This is a genomic window from Halomonas sp. XH26 (assembly GCF_024138895.1).
In the GTDB taxonomy this organism is placed as follows: Bacteria; Pseudomonadota; Gammaproteobacteria; order Pseudomonadales; family Halomonadaceae; genus Vreelandella; species Vreelandella alkaliphila.
Window position 1 is genome coordinate 792,254 of sequence record NZ_CP071889.1, and the last position, 19,561, is coordinate 811,814.

General features: G+C 52.6%; 19 protein-coding genes and 3 tRNA genes. 17 read left to right on the top strand and 5 right to left on the bottom strand.

The window, feature by feature from the left end; genetic code table 11:
- Positions 1-71 precede the first annotated feature (71 nt).
- On the bottom strand, positions 72-395 hold the full coding sequence (gene fdxA, locus J4377_RS03670) for a ferredoxin FdxA (protein ID WP_009722190.1): 324 nt from the start codon (positions 393-395) through the stop codon (positions 72-74).
- A 155-nt stretch (positions 396-550) separates the two neighbouring features.
- Positions 551-3,118: a DNA mismatch repair protein MutS gene (gene mutS / locus J4377_RS03675; protein WP_253486851.1), complete on the bottom strand. Its 2,568-nt coding sequence runs from the start codon at positions 3,116-3,118 to the stop codon at positions 551-553.
- A gap of 187 nt (positions 3,119-3,305) precedes the next feature.
- On the opposite strand from mutS, the gene J4377_RS03680 reads away from it, so the two are divergent.
- The 9 genes from J4377_RS03680 to J4377_RS03720 all read left to right on the top strand — a co-directional run bounded on the left by J4377_RS03680 (position 3,306) and on the right by J4377_RS03720 (position 10,469).
- A complete protein-coding gene (locus J4377_RS03680) occupies positions 3,306-3,839 on the top strand; it encodes a CinA family protein (RefSeq protein ID WP_198348588.1) in 534 nt (177 codons plus the stop codon).
- Between the two features lie 89 nt (positions 3,840-3,928).
- Positions 3,929-4,990, top strand: coding sequence for a recombinase RecA (gene recA / locus J4377_RS03685; RefSeq protein ID WP_038481661.1), 1,062 nt, complete (start codon positions 3,929-3,931; stop codon positions 4,988-4,990).
- Positions 4,991-5,032: 42 nt separating this feature from the next.
- Positions 5,033-5,494 (top strand): regulatory protein RecX, encoded by a 462-nt coding sequence (locus tag J4377_RS03690; RefSeq protein WP_038481672.1) that lies wholly within the window; start codon positions 5,033-5,035, stop codon positions 5,492-5,494.
- 169 nt (positions 5,495-5,663) lie between these two features.
- Positions 5,664-8,273, top strand: a complete 2,610-nt coding sequence (gene alaS, locus J4377_RS03695; RefSeq protein ID WP_038481675.1) for an alanine--tRNA ligase — start codon at positions 5,664-5,666, stop codon at positions 8,271-8,273.
- A 97-nt stretch (positions 8,274-8,370) separates the two neighbouring features.
- Complete coding sequence (locus J4377_RS03700; RefSeq protein ID WP_083001390.1) at positions 8,371-9,621, top strand: aspartate kinase; 1,251 nt, start codon at positions 8,371-8,373, stop codon at positions 9,619-9,621.
- A 192-nt stretch (positions 9,622-9,813) separates the two neighbouring features.
- Positions 9,814-10,002, top strand: a complete 189-nt coding sequence (csrA, locus tag J4377_RS03705; protein WP_009722197.1) for a carbon storage regulator CsrA — start codon at positions 9,814-9,816, stop codon at positions 10,000-10,002.
- A gap of 124 nt (positions 10,003-10,126) precedes the next feature.
- Positions 10,127-10,219 (top strand) — tRNA-Ser (locus J4377_RS03710).
- Between the two features lie 29 nt (positions 10,220-10,248).
- Positions 10,249-10,325, top strand: a tRNA-Arg gene (locus tag J4377_RS03715).
- A gap of 67 nt (positions 10,326-10,392) precedes the next feature.
- Positions 10,393-10,469 (top strand) — tRNA-Arg (locus J4377_RS03720).
- 153 nt (positions 10,470-10,622) lie between these two features.
- Here J4377_RS03720 and J4377_RS03725 read toward each other — a convergent pair.
- Positions 10,623-11,621: a tRNA-dihydrouridine synthase gene (locus tag J4377_RS03725; RefSeq protein ID WP_231657289.1), complete on the bottom strand. Its 999-nt coding sequence runs from the start codon at positions 11,619-11,621 to the stop codon at positions 10,623-10,625.
- A 127-nt stretch (positions 11,622-11,748) separates the two neighbouring features.
- Here J4377_RS03725 and J4377_RS03730 point away from each other — a divergent pair, with 127 nt between their 5' ends.
- From J4377_RS03730 to J4377_RS03740, 3 genes are all read left to right on the top strand, one after another.
- A complete protein-coding gene (locus tag J4377_RS03730) occupies positions 11,749-12,006 on the top strand; it encodes an OadG family protein (protein ID WP_089039064.1) in 258 nt (85 codons plus the stop codon).
- Between the two features lie 93 nt (positions 12,007-12,099).
- Positions 12,100-13,914 (top strand): sodium-extruding oxaloacetate decarboxylase subunit alpha, encoded by a 1,815-nt coding sequence (oadA, locus tag J4377_RS03735; RefSeq protein WP_253486853.1) that lies wholly within the window; start codon positions 12,100-12,102, stop codon positions 13,912-13,914.
- Between the two features lie 12 nt (positions 13,915-13,926).
- Positions 13,927-15,249 carry a sodium ion-translocating decarboxylase subunit beta gene (locus J4377_RS03740; RefSeq protein WP_089039062.1) on the top strand — a complete coding sequence of 441 codons (1,323 nt, stop codon included), beginning with the start codon at positions 13,927-13,929 and terminating at the stop codon, positions 15,247-15,249.
- A 117-nt stretch (positions 15,250-15,366) separates the two neighbouring features.
- Here J4377_RS03740 and J4377_RS03745 read toward each other — a convergent pair whose 3' ends face one another.
- Positions 15,367-15,993 (bottom strand): YigZ family protein, encoded by a 627-nt coding sequence (locus J4377_RS03745; protein ID WP_038481693.1) that lies wholly within the window; start codon positions 15,991-15,993, stop codon positions 15,367-15,369.
- A 27-nt stretch (positions 15,994-16,020) separates the two neighbouring features.
- The gene (locus J4377_RS03750; protein WP_038481696.1) at positions 16,021-16,419 is read right to left on the bottom strand and encodes a peptidase; all 399 of its coding nucleotides are present in this window, start codon (positions 16,417-16,419) and stop codon (positions 16,021-16,023) included.
- A gap of 260 nt (positions 16,420-16,679) precedes the next feature.
- On the opposite strand from J4377_RS03750, the gene ccmA reads away from it, so the two are divergent.
- From ccmA to ccmE, 5 genes are read left to right on the top strand one after another with little or no spacing between them, the layout of a single operon-like run.
- Positions 16,680-17,300, top strand: a complete 621-nt coding sequence (ccmA, locus tag J4377_RS03755) for a cytochrome c biogenesis heme-transporting ATPase CcmA (RefSeq protein ID WP_038481699.1) — start codon at positions 16,680-16,682, stop codon at positions 17,298-17,300.
- A 48-nt stretch (positions 17,301-17,348) separates the two neighbouring features.
- Positions 17,349-18,047 carry a heme exporter protein CcmB gene (ccmB, locus tag J4377_RS03760; protein WP_172422509.1) on the top strand — a complete coding sequence of 233 codons (699 nt, stop codon included), beginning with the start codon at positions 17,349-17,351 and terminating at the stop codon, positions 18,045-18,047.
- Between the two features lie 14 nt (positions 18,048-18,061).
- Positions 18,062-18,802, top strand: a complete 741-nt coding sequence (locus tag J4377_RS03765) for a heme ABC transporter permease (RefSeq protein WP_038481706.1) — start codon at positions 18,062-18,064, stop codon at positions 18,800-18,802.
- Positions 18,802-19,035 carry a heme exporter protein CcmD gene (ccmD, locus tag J4377_RS03770; protein WP_198348585.1) on the top strand — a complete coding sequence of 78 codons (234 nt, stop codon included), beginning with the start codon at positions 18,802-18,804 and terminating at the stop codon, positions 19,033-19,035. Before J4377_RS03765 ends, ccmD begins: the two co-directional genes overlap by 1 nt.
- Complete coding sequence (ccmE, locus tag J4377_RS03775) at positions 19,025-19,534, top strand: cytochrome c maturation protein CcmE (protein ID WP_038481712.1); 510 nt, start codon at positions 19,025-19,027, stop codon at positions 19,532-19,534. The genes ccmD and ccmE overlap by 11 nt, the downstream gene beginning before the upstream one ends.
- The last annotated feature ends 27 nt before the right edge of the window (positions 19,535-19,561 follow it).

Genomic DNA, 19,561 nt, shown 5'->3' on the forward strand with positions numbered 1-19,561 from the left:
TTGTGTGCACAGCCCGTGGCACACAAAAAAACCAGCGCGAACGCTGGTCTGAAAATGCGTGGCTTCTAAGATTAGCGTTCGAGCTTTTCCAGCTTACCTGTTTTGCCGTCCCACTCTTCTGCATCAGGCAGCGGATCTTTTTTCTCGGCAATATTCGGCCATACATCGGCTAATTCAGCATTAATTTCTATAAACTGCTCTTGGCCATCCGGTAGCTCATCTTCTGAGAAGATAGCTTCTGCGGGGCACTCCGGTTCACACAGGGCGCAGTCAATACACTCGTCTGGGTGAATGACCAGGAAGTTGGGGCCTTCGTAGAAGCAGTCGACCGGGCAGACTTCAACACAGTCGGTGTATTTACACTGGATGCAGTTCTCGGTAACGACAAACGTCATCTTGCTATCCCTCTTGCGGGACCGGGAGCTTCCCGGTCGTGGTCAATAGTTAATGGTTATAAATCGGCCGTTTCTTATAAGATAAAACAGTATGGGCGACATTCTAGTGGTGCCCTTACGCGGCGGCAAGCGCTCATGGCTTTCCTTTCATACCATTACAGTAGCTCTCGCCACTGATATAGCAGCGCTAGCGCTTCGCGGGGTGTTAAATCGTCTACATCGGCTTTGCCTAACGCTTCCACCACGGGGTGCGGTGCGCTGGCGAACAAGTCGTTTTGTTGCGGTGCTGTAGAAATGCCGCTTGGGCGCTGCAACTCATCCACATCGCGCTGCTCGAGGGCCATTAACTTTTCACGGGCTCTGCGTATCACATGGTTGGGAACACCTGCTAACTGGGCTACCTGTAAGCCATAGCTCTGGCTCGCAGGACCAGCTTCGATGCGGTGCATAAACACGATGCTGTCGCCGTGCTCAGTGGCGGTTAGGTGAATGTTTGCCACACCCTCTGCTTGTTCCGGCAGCGCGGTCATTTCAAAATAGTGCGTGGCAAATAGGGTGAGTGCCTTTGCTTCGGCTAGGTACTCAGCACTTGCCCAGGCCAGTGAAAGGCCGTCAAAAGTACTGGTACCACGACCAATCTCGTCCATTAATACCAAGCTATGCTCAGTAGCATTGTGCAAAATATTAGCGGTTTCGGTCATTTCCACCATAAATGTAGAGCGACCACCCGCTAGATCATCTGACGAGCCTATGCGGGTAAAGATACGATCTACAGGGCCTATTTCAGCGCTATCAGCAGGTACGAAGCTGCCACTATGAGCCAACAGTGCGATGAGCGCGGTTTGGCGCATATAGGTTGATTTACCGCCCATGTTGGGGCCGGTGATAATCAACATGTGCTGATCAGGTGTTAGCGTGACATCGTTGGGTACAAAGGGTGTGTCGCTGACATGTTCGACAACAGGGTGCCGTCCAGCGGTAATTCTAAGGCCAGTGGCATCTCGTAGCTGAGGCCTTACCCAATTGAGTGCCTCTGCACGCTCGGCAAAGGCGCAGAGCACGTCAAGTTCAGCCAATGCCCGCGAGGTGTTTTGCAGTGCGTGAAGCGCCGCGTTGAGCTCGCCCATCAGGCGCTCGTAGAGCCATTTCTCACGCGTGAGGGCCCTGGACTTGGCCGAGAGTGCTTTGTCTTCGAACTCTTTAAGTTCTGGAATAATAAAGCGTTCAGCATTTTTTAGCGTTTGACGACGGATGTAGTCGGCGGGTGCCTGCTGAGCCTGAGAGCGAGGCAGTTCAATAAAGTAGCCATGAACCCGGTTATAGCCGACTTTCAAATTGGCCAGGCCAGTGCGTTCGCGCTCGCGCAGCTCCAACTGCACTAAGTACTCACCGGCGTTTTCAGCCATGCCACGGTGTTCATCTAGCTCGGCGTCAAAGCCGTTCGCAATCACGCCGCCATCGCGAATCACCACGGGCGGATTCTCAACCAATGCGCGAGTTAAGGTATCGGCTATTTCTGGGTAGGGGCGAATGTGAGGTTTAAGACTATCGATAGCGCTACCGCTATCAATTTCGCTTAGCAATTGCTCAAGTGCGGGTAGCGTTACCAGGGCGTCGCGCAGGCGCGCCAAATCCCGGGGACGTGCGCTATACAGTGCGACGCGAGCCAGGATGCGCTCGACGTCGCCTACATCACTCAACGTATCGCGTAGCGACAGGTAGGCTGCTTCAATAGAGAGCAACGCCACGCCCGCGTGACGATCTTCCACGACGTTACGCTGGCGCAGCGGGCGGTTAAGCCAGCGCTTTAGTAATCGCGAACCCATCGCGGTGGTGCAGGTGTCTAACACGCTGGCCAGGGTGTTATCGCTGTTGCCGCCGAGATTAATATCAATTTCCAGATTACGCCGACTGGCCGCGTCAATCACTACGGCATCATCACGGTTTTCGACGCTAATGGCCGTTACGTGGGGCAGTCGTGAACGTTGGGTGTCTCGGGCGTAATCGATTAGTACACCCGCCGCGATGAGTGCGGTGGTTAAGTGCGCGCAACCAAAGCCGCGTAAATCCTGGACTTCAAATTGATCGCATAGGCTGCGCGTGGCGCTGTCTAAGTCAAACAGCCACTCCCCTTGGCGTCGCAGGCTGCGCTTTTGTGACCATGCGTCGGGCAGTGTTAAGCTTTCGGGCACTAACAGTTCGGCGGGCGACAGGCGGGTTAGCTCTGCCTGCATCTCGGCTTCACTTTCTACTTCCAAAACATTGAAGCGCCCACTGGAAAGCTCCAGCCATGCAAGGCCCCAGCCGTCTTTGCCGGGTGCAACGGCGACCAGCACGTTATCTCGGCGAGCATCCAGTAAGGCTTCATCGTGAAGCGTGCCAGGGGTGACAATGCGTACTACTTGTCGATCAACGGGGCCTTTACTGGTGGCAGGGTCGCCGATTTGCTCGCAGATAGCGACGGATTCACCGGCTGACACCAAGCGGGCTAAATAGCCTTCAGCGCTATGGTAGGGCACGCCTGCCATAGGAATAGGTTTGCCACCTGACTGGCCGCGCTGGGTAAGGGTGATATCCAGCAGCATTGCGGCGCGCTTGGCGTCATCGAAAAATAGCTCGTAAAAATCCCCCATCCGGTAAAACAGAAGTACCTCGGGGTGATCGCGTTTGATCTTCAGATATTGCGCCATCATTGGCGTATGAGCGGGGCTGGCCTGTGACATGGGCGTCCTGGTTGAGCGTTGCGCAAGCAGTCTCAGCTTGCGGCATGTTCTTTGGCAGTTACTTTAAACAACTTCTTTGGGCAATTTCTTTGAGCAATTTCTTTGAGCAATTTCTTTGAGCAATTTCTTTGAGAAAGTTAAACACGGTATTCTACGCTGAACTGAGGTCTCACATGAAGGAGTCACCATGGCACCTAGCGTTTCAAGCCTGAAGAATCTTGACCTATCACTGCTCGCTCAACGCTTGGGAAGGCTGTGTCAGCAGCTTGGGGTTGAAGTTTCCACAGCAGAGTCCTGTACAGGCGGCGGTATCGCCAGCGCAATTACCTCTGTGGCAGGTAGCTCTGCGTATTTTACAGCAGGCTATGTGACCTACTCCAATGCTGCTAAAACGCGTATGTTGGATGTGCCCGAGGCGCTTATCGAAGCCCATGGCGCGGTCAGCGAGCAAGTAGTTAATGCAATGGTTAAAGGTGCCTGCTTAGCAAGTGGTGCTGATTTAGCGGTTGCCGTCAGTGGAGTGGCTGGTCCTGATGGTGGCAGTCAAGAGAAGCCTGTTGGTACCGTATGGCTTTCCTGGGGCAGTGCAGAAAGCCAACAGGCAGCGCGTTTCCACTTTCACGGCGACCGACAGGCGGTACGCGAACAAGCCGTACGTGAAGCATTGGCAGGCCTAGTTGCGCGCTTGATGGCCCAGGCCCAAGGCAGTGAAAAGAAATAAACATTAAATATGGTGCTGAGGATTTGTTTAGCCGCTAATCTTTGGCATACTACTGGCTAATTATACAGTTTGTAATGAGGAATTTCTGCATGGCTCAGGATGACAACCGCACCAAAGCGCTAAATGCTGCACTTAGCCAGATTGATCGCCAGTTTGGTAAAGGGACTGTTATGCGCCTTGGCGATGCACCGCGCGTGATAATGCCGTCTGTCTCCACCGGTTCACTGGGGCTTGATATCGCGCTTGGTATCGGCGGGTTGCCGTTTGGGCGCGTATGTGAAATTTATGGCCCAGAGTCATCGGGTAAAACGACTCTGACTCTATCAGTCATTGCGCAGGCGCAAAAACAGGGCAAAGTATGTGCGTTCGTCGATGCAGAGCACGCTCTGGACCCAAGCTATGCAGAAAAACTAGGGGTTAATCTAGACGACTTGCTGGTTTCCCAGCCTGATACCGGTGAGCAAGCGCTGGAAATTACCGACATGTTGGTACGGTCTGGCGGGGTAGATGTGATCGTGATCGACTCCGTGGCTGCATTAACACCGCGTGCTGAAATCGAAGGCGAAATGGGCGACTCCCACGTTGGTCTTCAAGCACGCTTAATGTCTCAGGCATTGCGTAAAATTACCGGTAATATCAAAAACGCCAATTGTTTAGTGGTGTTTATCAACCAGATCCGCATGAAGATCGGCGTAATGTTCGGTTCGCCCGAAACCACGACCGGCGGTAACGCGCTTAAATTCTACGCCAGCGTGCGCCTGGATATCCGGCGTACAGGCTCAGTAAAATCGGGTGATGAAGTTACTGGTAACGAAACCCGTGTGAAGGTAGTTAAAAACAAAGTGGCGCCGCCATTCCGTCAGGCAGAGTTCCAAATTCTCTACGGCAAGGGTATCTACCATGCGGGCGAGGTGATCGACCTGGGCGTGCAGTGCAGCTTGGTAGACAAGGCGGGCGCGTGGTACAGCTACAAAGGCAAAAAGATTGGTCAGGGCAAAGCCAATGCAGCTCAGTATTTAGAAGAGCATCCTGAGACCATGGAAGAGATTGAAGCGCAAATCCGAGCTCAGCTGCTTGCTCCGCCGGATGCAAAAAAAGAAGAAGCCCCAGAGGCAGATGTTGCAGCTGAGAGCGATGATGATTTGCTGTAAGCTGCTTTGTGATACTGTTCTTTAAACCGTTGAGAGAACAGTATGTTCCCCCCCAGTAGTGAGTTAACGCCGCGTGAAGTGGCGATTCAAATGCTGTCTCGGCGCGAGTACTCTCGCGCTGAGCTAGCGCGCAAGTTGCAGCAAAAATCATTTCAGCCTGATGAGATTGATGTCTGTCTGAATAGCTTAGAAGAGCAGAATTTACAGTCCGATGAACGTTTTGCTGAAAGCTTTATACGTTCGCGGATTCTTCGTGGGCAAGGGGTTATTCGCATTAAGGGTGAACTGCGCCAGCGGGGCGTAGATCAAGAAACGTCAACGATGGCTTTTGCCGCAGTAGAAGAGCGCGAAGCCGTAGATTGGTTTGAGCTAGCCCGTGATACCTTGGCTCGGCGCTTTTCCTCGCCAGGTGATACTCCCAAAGAGCGTGCTAAACGCGAACGTTTTCTCGCCACACGCGGCTTTAATTTTGAGCAAATCCGCTACGCGTTGTCTTGCTTGTAGCTCCCCTTATATAAGCCTTCTCCTGGTGTTTTTTCACCCACTGTTTTAGTTCTGCCACTAACTGCGGCTTTAGTCGTTTGACAACTGCGTTATAATGTCCCTTTTGCGACCCCAGCGGGTGGCGGCGATAGCGCCCTGGGGCATCATGCTTTCTTGTCACGGATACCCTATGAAAAGCGCAGAGATCAGACAGGCCTTTTTATCTTTTTTTGAAAAGCAGGGGCATACTATTGTGCCCACCAGCTCTCTAGTGCCGGGCAATGACCCGACGCTGCTCTTTACCAATGCAGGCATGGTGCCCTTCAAAGATGTTTTTCTTGGCCGTGACCCGCGACCCTATGTGCGCGCCACGTCAGCCCAGCGCTGCGTGCGTGCTGGCGGTAAGCACAACGATCTAGATAACGTTGGCTACACGGCGCGTCACCACACGTTTTTTGAAATGTTGGGTAACTTCAGCTTTGGTGACTACTTTAAGCGTGATGCCATTCGCTTTGCCTGGACATTTCTGACGGAAACGCTGGGCCTGCCCAAAGAGAAGCTCTGGGTAACGGTGCATATCAGTGACGACGAAGCAGAGCGTATCTGGAAAGATGATATCGGCATTGACCCTGAGCGTTTCTCAAAGCTTGATGAAGATAATTTCTGGCAAATGGGCGACACCGGTCCTTGTGGCCCCAGCTCTGAAATCTTTTTTGATCATGGTCCGGAAGTATGGGGCGGCCCGCCTGGCAGCCCTGAAGAAGATGGCGATCGCTACATCGAAATCTGGAACCTAGTGTTCATGCAGTTCGATCGTGATGCTGCTGGAACATTGAATCCGCTGCCTAAGCCTTCCATCGATACGGGAATGGGCTTGGAGCGGGTGGCTGCTGTAATGCAGGGCGTTCACTCCAACTACGAGATCGACCTGTTCCAAAACCTGCTGAAAGCTGCTGCTGAAGCGACAGGCCATGGTGACACCACGACGCCTTCGTTACGCGTGATTGCCGACCATATTCGCTCTTGTGCCTTCTTGATTACAGACGGCGTTCTGCCTTCCAACGAAGGGCGCGGCTATGTGCTACGTCGGATTATTCGCCGGGCGATTCGCCATGGGCATAAACTGGGTGCTTCCGAGCCGTTTTTCCACAAGCTGGTAACCGCACTAGATGCTGAGATGGGCGACGCCTATCCTGAATTGCGTGAAGCGAGTGAACAAATTACCCGCGTGCTGCTTAAAGAAGAAGAGCAGTTTGCTCGCACGCTGGACCACGGCATGGGGCTATTGAATGCGGCGCTTGAAGAGCTACAGGGTGACGTGCTACCTGGCGAAACCGTCTTCAAGCTTTACGATACCTACGGTTTCCCCTTCGACCTGACGGCGGATGTATGCCGTGAGCGTGAAGTCACACTGGATGAAGCCGGTTTTCAGCGCGAGTTAGAAGCGCAACGTGAACGTGCGCGGGCGGCCAGCCAGTTTGGCGCTGACTACAGCGCTGCTATTGACCTGGAGGGGGAAACCCAGTTTACCGGTTACGAACACCTGGCCGACCAAGCGACAGTTACTGCCATCGTGGATAGCGAAGGTAATGCGTTAGCGGCTCTGGAAGCTGGCCAGAAAGGCACCGTTGTACTGGACCGTACGCCATTCTATGGTGAATCGGGCGGCCAGGTGGGCGACACCGGTTACTTATATGTTGATGGCGGTCGCTTCCAGGTAACCGACACGCAGAAACAGAGTGGCCACCACCTTCACCAGGGGATTATGGTCGATGGCGCGCTGAGCGTCGGCGCTAACGTGCGAGGCGAGGTGGATGCCAGCTTGCGTAGCGCGACCATCCGTAATCACTCGGCGACTCACTTGCTGCATAAAGCACTGCGTATGGTGCTGGGTGACCATGTTCAGCAAAAAGGCTCACTGGTAAACGCAGAGCGCCTGCGCTTTGACTTTAGCCACTTCGAGCCGATGACCGTAGAGCAATTAGCGGAAGTTGAGCGTCTGGTAAATGAGCAGATCTTAGCGAATGCACCGACCAAGACAGAGCAGATGAGCCTCGCAGAAGCAAAAGCCAAAGGGGCTGCCGCGCTGTTTGAAGCAAAGTATGCTGATAACGTGCGGGTATTGACCATTGGTGCTGACGACTTCTCTATCGAGCTGTGCGGTGGTACTCACGTGAACCGCAGTGGCGATATTGGTTGTTGCCATGTGGTGAGCGAAGTAGGTATCGCTTCTGGCGTGCGTCGTATTGAGGCGATTACCGGTGAAAATGCGCTGGCTTATTTCCGTGAGCAGGAGGCGCGTGTTCAGCGGTTAGGTGAGCGACTGAAAACCAAACCCGAGCAAGTGGAAGCTCGGGTTGAATCACTGGTTGAGCGTAACCGTGCGCTGGAAAAAGAACTTGAGCAACTGAAAGCGAAGCTGGCAAGCGCTGCGGGCAGTGACATGCTTAGCCAGGTGCAAGAAATTAACGGTATTAATTTACTAGTCACCCAACTTGAGGGTGTTTCCGGTAAAGAGTTGCGTGGCGTACTTGATCAGCTGAAAAACAAGCTTGGCTCTGGCGTCATCTTGCTTGGGGTTGCGGATACTGCGGCAGGTAAAGTGAGCTTGATTGCCGGGGTTACCCAAGACTTAGTGGGTCGCGTTAAGGCAGGTGAGCTAGTTAATCATGTCGCTTCGCAAGTAGGCGGTAAAGGTGGTGGCCGCCCAGATATGGCTCAAGCGGGTGGAAGTTTACCTGATGCCTTGCCTGCGGCATTAAGCAGCGTACCGGCTTGGTTGGAAAATACGCTTAGCTAATTACAAAGGCCGGTGGCACTATTTGCTACCGGCTTTTTGTTAAATAGTAATAACAATACTCACTCTCCATTCCCGAACCTATAGGAAAAAACGGCATATGGCATTATACGTACAGAAGTTCGGCGGCACCTCGGTGGGCTCTGTCGACCGTATCAAGGCCGTGGCGGAAAAGGTTAAAGGCTTTCGCGACCAAGGCCACCAAGTTGTAGTGGTGGTGTCCGCGATGAGCGGAGAGACCAATCGCCTGACCGATATGGCAAACGCAATCAATGAAGACCCAGCACCACGCGAAATGGATATGCTGCTCTCTACCGGTGAGCAGGTAACTATTTCGCTGTTGGCAATGGCGCTTCAGCAAATTGGAGTTTCTGCCACTTCCCATACGGGTGCCCAAGTCGGCATTCATACCGATAGCGCCTACACCAAAGCGCGTATTCAGCGCATTGAAACTGATGACCTGAAATCTGATCTTGATGACGGGAAAGTAGTTGTGGTGGCTGGTTTCCAAGGTGTTGATGAAGACGGCAACATTACGACGCTTGGGCGTGGTGGTTCAGATACCACGGGTGTTGCGCTTGCTGCAGCGCTTGGTGCTGATGAGTGCCAGATATACACCGATGTTGATGGTGTTTACACCACTGACCCTCGCGTGTGTTCCAAGGCTCAGCGCCTTGAGAGCATTACCGTCGAAGAAATGCTTGAGCTCGCAAGCCTAGGCTCCAAAGTTCTACAGATTCGCGCCGTCGAATTTGCTGGTAAGTACAACGTACCACTTCGCGTGCTGTCGAGCTTTGAAGATGGCCCCGGCACCCTAATTGTTGCAGACGCAGACCAAGACGAGGACGCTATGGAAGAACCGCTAATCTCCGGTATCGCTTTTACTAAAAATGAAGCTAAATTAACCCTGTTGAATACGCCTGATGTGCCAGGTGTAGCGTCGCGTATTCTTGGTCCTATCGCCGATGCCAATATCGAAGTCGATATGATTGTGCAAAACGTAGCACCTGCTGGTGATTACACTGACTTCACCTTTACGGTAGCCAAAGGCGATTACAAAGCAACGAAGAAATTGCTTGAAGAGACAGTAATTCCTGACTTGGGCGGCGGCGAACTACGTGGCGATGACAACATTGCAAAAGTATCGCTTGTAGGGGTTGGTATGCGCTCTCATGCCGGTGTTGCTTCTAAAATGTTCCGTGTTTTGGCAGACGAAAACGTCAATATCCGTATGGTTTCAACCTCGGAGATTAAAATTTCCGTTGTCATTGATGAAAAGCATATGGAGCTTGCGGTTAACGCCTTGCACAAAGCATTCGGTTTAGATAAGTCTGATATCGAATCTGAATAACAATTATGCGCTAAACCTTCTACGCTGAAGAGGACTTGCTGCCGTGTGGTGGTGAGCTTTCTTTCAACGGGAGGTTAAGGTGTCATAGGGGCTTGAGCCATTGGTGGTGGCGGCACCATGCCGCATAATAGCGTGGTGCCGCTTTGAGCGGACACATCCCGTTGTATAAAACGTCTGAGAAGGAGATCAGCCATGCTCATCCTAACCCGCCGTGTCGGCGAAACACTGATGATAGGTGATGAAATCACCGTTACAGTGCTAGGTGTGAAAGGTAATCAAGTGCGCATTGGTGTTAACGCACCAAAAGACGTGGCGGTTCACCGCGAAGAGATTTACCAGCGCATTCAGCGTGAACGCAACAGCGAAAGCGAATCTGAGTAAATGGCCGTTTGTGCTGCGCTCATTAGAGGGCGCTTAAGCGGTAACTGCGGGGCGGTGCGAAAAAAATCGGCATAAGACTGGACAGCAGTCATCAAAATCGGTAATATTCGCGCCGTGCCGTTGAGGAGAGGTGGCCGAGTGGCTGAAGGCGCTCCCCTGCTAAGGGAGTATAGGGTTTATAGCCCTATCGAGGGTTCGAATCCCTCTCTCTCCGCCAACTGCATAAAGCAACATCAATTTGGATAAGCGCCCGTAGCTCAGCTGGATAGAGTACCTGACTACGAATCAGGGGGTCGGAGGTTCGAATCCTCCCGGGCGCGCCAGCTTGAATTCAGAAGTTATTGATGTTACTATGTTTTTGCTCACGTAAGTGATGTTAAAAACTGTTAAGCGCCCGTAGCTCAGCTGGATAGAGTACCTGACTACGAATCAGGGGGTCGGAGGTTCGAATCCTCCCGGGCGCGCCAAATTCGAAAAACCCGCTTTCAACAGAAAGCGGGTTTTCTTATTTCTAGCCTGACCATAGTAGCTCGTGCTTTGGTCTTGAGATCGTTTAAAGCGTCCCCGCACAGCGGCCGGGCGCTTTTTTTTTGTGCTACTAACCTAATGCCGAAAACGAATTATGCGGGCTCGCAGCAAAGTGATGTGCTGGGAATCAGGTTGTTAAGCAGCGTGTCGAGATCCGTAAGGCGTTTCAGGCGATGAAAGTGTTGGTTCGCTTCGCTATTGCCTTGGCGCATTTGTGCTAGCCACTGCTTGACGAGTGACACGACTACTCGATCTGGCAGTTGTCGCCGCTGTAAGTCGGCGTATCGCTTTAGAACGTTGGCGCGCATTGTCCAGGTAGTGTCAGGGAGGCGCTCTCCTGTGCGCTGCCAGTGGCGTATGCGAGCTGCAAGCCATGGGTCCGAGAGGGCGCTACGGCCAAGCATAACATCCTCGCAACCTGATAGAGTGCGAGCCTTCCAGTAGTCCTCTAATGTCCAAATATCGCCGTTCGCAACGACAGGGATCGATACTTGATGGCGAACTTTGCCAATCCACTCCCAGTGCGCAGGCGGGCGATAGCCTTCATCTCGTGTGCGGCCGTGGACAACAAGCTGTGCAGCGCCGCCAGCTTCTGTGGCCTGGGCACAAGCGACTGCTAAGCGACGATCAGAAAAGCCAAGGCGGATTTTAGCCGTCACTGGAATTTCGCCGTCTAATGCTTCAGCGACCGCTTTTACGGCGCGATAAACGCGATCTGGCTGGCGAAGTAGTGATGCACCACCATCATGACGATTGACCAGTTTGGCGGGGCAGCCAAAGTTAAGGTCAATGCTGATAGCGCCCAGCGAGAGTGCCTGTTGCGCATTGCTGGCTAGTGCCACAGGGTCTGATCCCAAAAGCTGTAAATGCACAGGAACGCCGCTAGGGGTGGCGACGCTGCCTGCTGACAGTTCGGGGCAATGTTTATAGAACACGCGAGGTGGGAGTCGTGCGTCGACCACCCTGACAAACTCAGTCACTGCCCAGTCAAAACCTGCCTGCTGAGTCAGTAAATCACGCGTTAAGGCGTCGATGACACCTTCCATAGGCGCTAGGCCTATCCTGCCTTTATGTAGTAAATTAACAACCATGACTTCCACTATGGCGCGATTGCAATCTATCCTGGATGTGGCAGGTTAGTGTATTAGCCTCACTGCGCCAAGCGCCTTTAGAGGCTATTGGTGTGCCGAAAAGCATTTGAAAGAGGGGGAATGCGGTATGCAAGAGTCAGAGTTGCTCCAGGAAGGGCTTGCCCTTATGGGGTTGGGTATGGGTTTTGTATTTGTTTTTCTTACGGTTTTGGTAATTAGCGTTACGCTAATGTCGAAGTTGATTAGCCGTTTTCAGCCTGCTCCTATAGCAGCGCCAAGCGGCCGAAATAATGCAAAACCATCTGCACCGAAAGGCCAGGATGATGAAGTCAGGGCAGTGATTAGTGCTGCAGTGCACCGTTATCGTTCTTCGCGCCGTAAGTAAGGCCCTAGTTTTGTAGCTATCCTACCGCTCAATTACTATTTATTTTGTTAAATTTACTACAAATCCATAACGTGAAAATTGTGAGCCACGACCATGAATGAAACAAAACGTCCTCTGGGGATCACTGATGTTGTTCTTCGCGATGCCCATCAATCGCTGTTTGCCACCCGTTTGCGTCTTGATGACATGCTGCCGATTGCCGAAAAACTCGACAATGTTGGCTATTGGTCATTAGAGACTTGGGGTGGAGCAACGTTTGATTCATGCATTCGCTATTTGGGTGAAGACCCTTGGGAGCGTATTCGGGCACTGAAAGAGGCGATGCCGAATACACCTCAAGCGATGTTGTTGCGTGGCCAAAACTTATTAGGCTATCGCCACTACGCCGATGACGTGGTTGATAAGTTTGTCGAGCGCGCCAAGACCAACGGGGTTGATGTGTTCCGCGTATTTGACGCGATGAATGACCCGCGCAATCTTGAGCGTGCCATCAAAGCGGTTCGCCAAGTAGGTGGACATGCGCAAGGCACTATCTCTTATACGGTTAGCCCGGTACATACCCTGGATAGCTGGGTAGAGCTTGCTAAAACCATTGCCGCAATGGGTGCTGACTCGCTGGCTATCAAGGATATGGCGGGGCTTCTGACGCCTTATATTGCCTATGACCTTGTCACGCGGTTGAAAAAAGAGCTGTCTATTCCCGTTCACTTGCATTGTCATGCTACTACTGGGTTGTCGACCTCGACAATTTTGAAAGCCGTCGAGGCGGGGATCGATAATGTCGATACTGCGATCTCTTCCATGTCCATGACGTATGGCCATAGTCCGACTGAATCTGTCGTGGCCATGCTCAAAGATACCGATCGCGATACCGGTCTTGACCTGGAGTTGTTGGAAGATATCGCCAGCTATTTCCGTGAAGTGCGCAAAAAGTATGCGGCGTTTGAAGGTTCGTTGCGCGGTATTGACTCACGCATTTTGATTGCCCAGGTGCCTGGCGGCATGCTCACCAACATGGAAGGCCAGCTTAAAGAGCAGGGCGCCGGCGATAAGCTTGACGATGTGTTGAATGAAATCCCCCGCGTACGCGAAGACCTTGGCTTTATTCCGCTGGTGACGCCAACTTCCCAGATTGTGGGTACCCAAGCAGTGATGAACGTGATGATGGGTGAGCGTTACAAGTCCATCTCCAAAGAAGTTCAGGCGCTGCTAAAAGGTGAGTACGGCTCCGCGCCCGCGCCGTTTAATGCAGAGCTGCAAAAACGCGTGCTCGAAGGTGGTGAACCGATCACCTGTCGCCCAGCAGATAACCTGTCGCCAGAAATGGACCGACTAGCGACCGAGCTTAAAGAGAAGGCGAGCGCAGACAGCATTCGTATTGCCAGCGGCGAGCAGACAGTAGACGACGTGCTGACCTACGCACTGTTCCCGCAAATTGGTCTGAAATTCCTTAAAAACCGTGACAACCCGGATGCCTTCGAACCTGCCCCCCAAGTGGCTGAAGCGAAAAGCACTAACGTACCAGCAAAAGCCGAAAGCAAAGCGCCAGTGGTCTCGAGTGGCCCGGAAACGTACACCGTTAAGCTCAATGGCAAAGCGTTTGTAGTGGAAGTGTCTGAAGGTGGCGAGATAGGCGCGGTGCAGGAACAGGCGGCAGTGAGTACTAACGCACCCAAAGAGGAAGCGCCTGCACCTAGTGGAGAAAGCATTGATGCACCGCTTGCTGGCAATATCTTCAAGGTCAATGTACGCCCGGGTGACCAAGTTGCGGATGGCGATGTGGTGATTATTTTGGAAGCCATGAAAATGGAAACCGAAGTGCGCGCCAGTGGTGCCGGTACCGTATCGAAAGTTAACGTCAGCGAGGGTGACAGCGTCACCGTCGGCGATTCGCTGATCGAGCTTTAAGGGCATTTGGCAATGGAAAAACTAATTACCTTATGGGAGGGCTCGGGGCTTTATAACCTTGAGCTTGGTCAGGCGGCCATGATTTTGGTAGGGCTTGGGCTGCTCTATCTTGCCATTCACAAGAAGTTTGAGCCGTTGCTGCTGGTGCCAATTGGGTTTGGCGGCATTCTTGCCAATATCCCTGAGGCGGGCTTGGCAATCTCCGCGCTCGACCAAGCGATTGAGGTGGCAAAACCTGCTGTGCTGCAGCAGATAGCTTCCGTACTGGGTGCTACCCTTGATCCATTAAGTGGTGTGGAAGCTTGGCGAGAGTCGCTTAAAGCGATTGCCCACGATACTGCAGCTCCCGATCAATTACGTGCGGCAAAGGATATTGCGGTTGGCGTAGGTTATAGCGATGGAATGCTCTATAACTTCTATAAAGTAGCGATTGCCTCTGGTATTGCGCCACTGATTATCTTTATGGGCGTGGGGGCCATGACCGACTTCGGCCCGTTATTGGCTAACCCGCGGACGCTCTTTTTAGGCGCGGCTGCTCAGTTTGGCATTTTTGCCACACTGTTTGGTGCTGTGATGCTGACCTCGCTGGGGGTGATGGACTTTTCGCTTAATCAAGCGGCTGCCATTGGTATTATCGGCGGTGCTGATGGTCCAACGTCTATTTATGTATCAAGCGTATTGGCTCCTGAGTTGCTGGGTGCTATCGCAGTGGCGGCGTACGCCTACATGGCGTTGGTGCCGCTGATTCAACCGCCGATTATGCGTCTGCTGACCACCCAGAAAGAGCGTCAAATTAAGATGACGCAACTGCGTCCGGTATCCAAGCTGGAAAAGATCGTTTTCCCGCTGATGTTATTGATTGCCGTCGCGCTTTTCCTGCCTGATGCAGCGCCGCTATTAGGGATGTTCTGCTTTGGTAATTTGATGCGAGAGTGCGGTGTGGTTGAGCGCTTATCGGATACAGCGCAAAACGCTCTGATCAATATCGTGACGATTATCTTAGGACTATCGGTTGGTTCCAAGCTGATGGCAGATAGCTTTCTGGCATTCGAAACGCTGGGTATCTTGGGCTTGGGTATTGTGGCGTTTGGTATTGGCACGGCCGCAGGCGTGTTGATGGCGAAGTTGATGAACCTGGTCAGCAAAATGCCGATTAATCCGCTGATTGGTGCCGCAGGTGTTTCGGCAGTGCCGATGGCCGCGCGAGTGGCTAATAAGGTTGGCTTGGAGTCGAACCCGCATAACTTCCTGCTGATGCATGCCATGGGCCCTAATGTGGCAGGTGTTATCGGTTCTGCCGTTGCGGCGGGTGTGATGATTAAATATTTAGGTTAGAACCCGCTAGCAGTGCCATTGCGCAGTTATTGTTACGTGATGGTTAGCGACTAAAACGCGGCTTACCGAGCAATTGCTCGCGTAAGTCGCGTTTTTTTGTCAGAGATACCAATGATCTTATTGTGGCGGCACTTTTTGAATATCGAGTGCTGTCTTTAGGCGATTTTCAAGCGTAGCGAAATTTAAGGCCTCATCTCTTGGCCAGCCAATCGTGAGGCATACGCCGCTGCCATCGTACTCTGCCTGTTGGATGGGGATTTTCTGCTCGTCACACCAAGCGCGCGCGACTGCTTCATGGGCAAAGTTGACACGCAGTTGGTAGTTATCCCGTTCGACGACTTCGCGTGTAGGTAATGTTTCAATCCCAGCGTTAACCGACTGTGCGTAAGCCCGGGCAAGACCACCAGTGCCCAACTTAGTGCCGCCAAAGTAACGAATCACCACGCAGCCTATTTCACCCATCTGGCTACCGAGCAAGGCTTGATACATGGGTCTGCCTGCTGTGCCGCCGGGTTCACCATCATCAGAGAACCCTATGTGCGTTTGCTCTCCTGGCGGGCCCGCAATAAAGGCCGTGCAGTGATGACTTGCGTTGGGGTGAGCGGTTTTTGCTGCCTGCAGCATTGCATAATAGTCAGCTGTGCTGGGTGCATGGCATATCCACGTGAGGAAACGACTTTTTTCAACCTCAATTTCAGCGGTATGCCATGTGGCGGGTGCTAGGTCTGGAACTCGGTAACGCAATCGATGCTCCCTAAAGCGGGTGGCGAATTAGTGGTGCCGAGTGTTGTTAGCGCCATGCTCGACGCCCATCACCATTCCCAGCACTTGAATATCACAATTATGCAGGAAGACGGCAGGCATGGCTGCATCTTCGGGCCATAAGTGAACGCCAAGTCGACTAATTGAAAGTTGCTTTAGGGCAACTTCTCGCTGGTTAATCGTCGCGATAGCGGTTTCTTGATGGCTACCGTGCTGATAACGGCGAATAATGATGACATCGCCGTCGAATAGATTGCATTCACGCATTCTGTTGCCACGCACGCGAAGCGCATACGTGTTGCGCCGCGTTACACGAGGTGCCGAATAAATAGGGCGACCTGTATTCGACGCTGTTTGAGATAGCGCATGTTGAGTTATGTTCAAGGGTGTTGGCATTGTCATCGTCATGCAGTTTTCTCCAATGCAGCGCCCGCTCCCTAGGCGTGTAATTGAGCAGATTGCTGTGTTTATAATCGGTAGTGTTTTTTCATACAGTGTTTGTAGTATAGACCTGTTTTTGCATACAGTGCTAGTGCTCTGCATTGTCTATTGTTCTTAAGCGAAGATTGGTTGAAATGTGATGCGACCCCAGACCGCAGAGAGCGACTGGCGAGAAAGGGGCTTTCCGTGTAGAGTTCGACGCAAAATCTACGTGCCTGGAGATATCCTTGAGCCTCTGCCTACAAGCCCGACAGCTAGCCTGTGAACGCGATGATCGTTGGCTGTTTGAGGGGCTAGATCTTGATATTCAACGTGGCGAAATAGTGCGCATCGAAGGCCCTAACGGGAGCGGAAAAACGACACTGTTGAAAATTCTCTCAGGCCAGTTGAGCGACTACCATGGCGACATTTATTGGAATGGCGACTCAATGCGCAAGGTGCGTGAACATTTTCTCGCCAATCTACTCTATTTAGGACATGCCCCTGGCATAAAAGCGGGTCTTTCTCCGCTGGAAAACTTAGCGTGGTACCAAGCGCTTAGCGGCGAAAAAGGCGACGATTGTCAGCGTGAAAAAGCGCTGGAACAGGTTGGGCTGAGTGGCTTTGAGGATGTACCCGCAGGGCAGCTTTCTGCTGGACAGCAGCGGCGAATTGCCCTTGCGAGACTGACGCTTACTAAGCGGGCATTGTGGGTCCTGGATGAACCTTTTACAGCAATTGATCGCCACGGAGTGGCAGCACTAGAAGCGCAGCTTGTTGCGCATGCCAACGCGGGAGGCTGTGTGTTAGTGACGACACATCATGAGTTAACCGCATCATCCGTGCTTAGGCGCGTTCAACTGGGGTAGAAGGAGACAGTGTTGCCAAGCTCACACGCCACGACAGGCATCCCAGAAATGTCGATGCATGCGCCCTCCGGTGGGCTCATGGTTGCCATTAGTGCCACCTTTAAGCGAGATCTAACGCTGTTGCTACGTCGTCGTGGTGAAGTGCTTAACCCATTGGTGTTTTTTGCCTTAGTGATTACGCTCTTTCCGATCGGCATTTCACCTGATCCCCAGTTACTGGCAGAAATAGCGCCTGGGTTGCTGTGGGTGGCGGCATTGCTAGCGGCATTGCTTTCTCTGGATAGTCTGTTCCGGAGCGACTACGACGACGGCAGTTTGGAGCAGCTACTGTTAGCCCCTCAGCCGCTGGCGGCGCTTAGCCTTGCCAAAGTTGCTGTTCACTGGCTGCTGACAGGACTGCCTTTGGCACTTATGGCGCCGATTTTAGGTATCATGTTGGCACTTCCTGCCGGTAGTTACATGGTTTTAGCGCTATCGCTGGCATTAGGAACCGCAAGCCTCAGCTTGATTGGTGCGATTGGCGCCGCGCTGACCGTCGGATTAGCTCGCGGCGGTGTATTGCTGTCACTGCTGGTGCTGCCGCTCTATATTCCAGTGCTTATTTTTGGTGCTGGCGCCGTGCAGGCCGCTATTTTAGGCGATGGTATCGCGGCGCATCTGGCTATTTTGGGCGCACTTTTAGCGATTTCGTTAATGCTAGCACCTTGGGCTATTGCCGCCTCGCTACGCATCAGCATCAACGGTTAAAGGACGAAAACACCATGTGGGCCTTTATAAATAAACTGAGATCACCCAAGTGGTTCTACGCGATTAGCGCCAAGCTTCAGCCCTGGTTCTGGGCAGCGGCGGTGCTCCTGTTACTGCTGGGAAGCGTTTGGGGGCTGGTATTTGCTCCCGCGGATTATCAGCAGGGCAATAGCTTTCGGATTATCTATGTCCACGTTCCTGCCGCTTTCCTAGCACAATCCATTTTTGTCTCAATGGCAATTTCAGGCTTGGTATTTATGGTCTGGAAAATCAAAGTAGCCGATATGGCTGCCACCGTGATGGCGCCATTAGGTGCGGCGATGACCTTTGTAGCACTTTTTTCAGGCGCAGTATGGGGCGTGCCTACCTGGGGAACCTGGTGGATGTGGGACGCGCGTTTAACGTCCATGCTGATTTTGCTGTTTTTGTATTTAGGTGTCATTGCACTGCGCGGCGCTTTCAGTAGTCGCGATAGCGGATCTCGTGCAGCCTCAGTGCTGGCGATGGTGGGCGTGATTAATATTCCGATCATCAAATATTCGGTGGACTGGTGGTACACCCTGCACCAGCCTGCCTCGTTTACGATTACCGGACGTTCGGCAATGCCCATGGAAATGTGGGCACCGCTGCTCATTATGGTACTCGGTTTCTACTGCTTTTTTATAGCGTTAACCCTGATGCGTACGCGCAGTGAAATACTGCGCCGTGAAACCAATAAGCGCTGGGTGCAAGAGCTAGTAGAGGAGGTGAGATAATGGCTTTTTCCTCACTTAATGAATTTTTTGCCATGGGTGGCCACGGGCTTTATGTGTGGGCTGCTTGGGGCATTACTGCGTTGTTGATGCTGGTGATAGTTTGGCATGCGCGCCTCGAGCGCAGCCAACTGCTGAAAGGCGTGAAGCGCCGTGTGCGCCGCCAAAATGCCCATCCCCAGGCCGCGCAAGCACCGGTTAACTCTGCTCAAAGGGACGTTCGTAATGACGCCTAAACGTAAACAGAAGCTGTTCGTTATTTTAGGGTTGGTTTCATTAACCGCGATAGCGGTGGGGCTGACACTTTATGCGCTGCGCTCCAACATCAATTTATTTTTTAGCCCGGTGCAAATTGCTCAGGGCGACGCACCCATGGAACGCCAGATTCGCGCGGGCGGAATGGTTAAAGAGGGGTCAGTGTCGCGTGATCCTGAAAGCCTTGATGTTGAGTTTACCGTGACGGATTACGTCGATGATTTGGAGGTCTACTACAGCGGGATTCTGCCGGATCTTTTCCGTGAAGGGCAGGGGGTGGTCGTGGTAGGAGAACTTCAGACAGATGGGCGCTTATATGCCGATAAAGTCCTAGCCCGCCACGATGAAAATTATATGCCGCCCGAAGTGGCGCAAGCATTAGAAGAGGCAGGTTACTCCCCGGCAGATTATCAGGCAAAAGCGGCTGAGGTGGGTAAGCGTTTGGAGCAGGAAGGCACCCCCCAAGCAAGCGATTATTAATGTCTTATCGTGTCAAGCAGGCGGTTA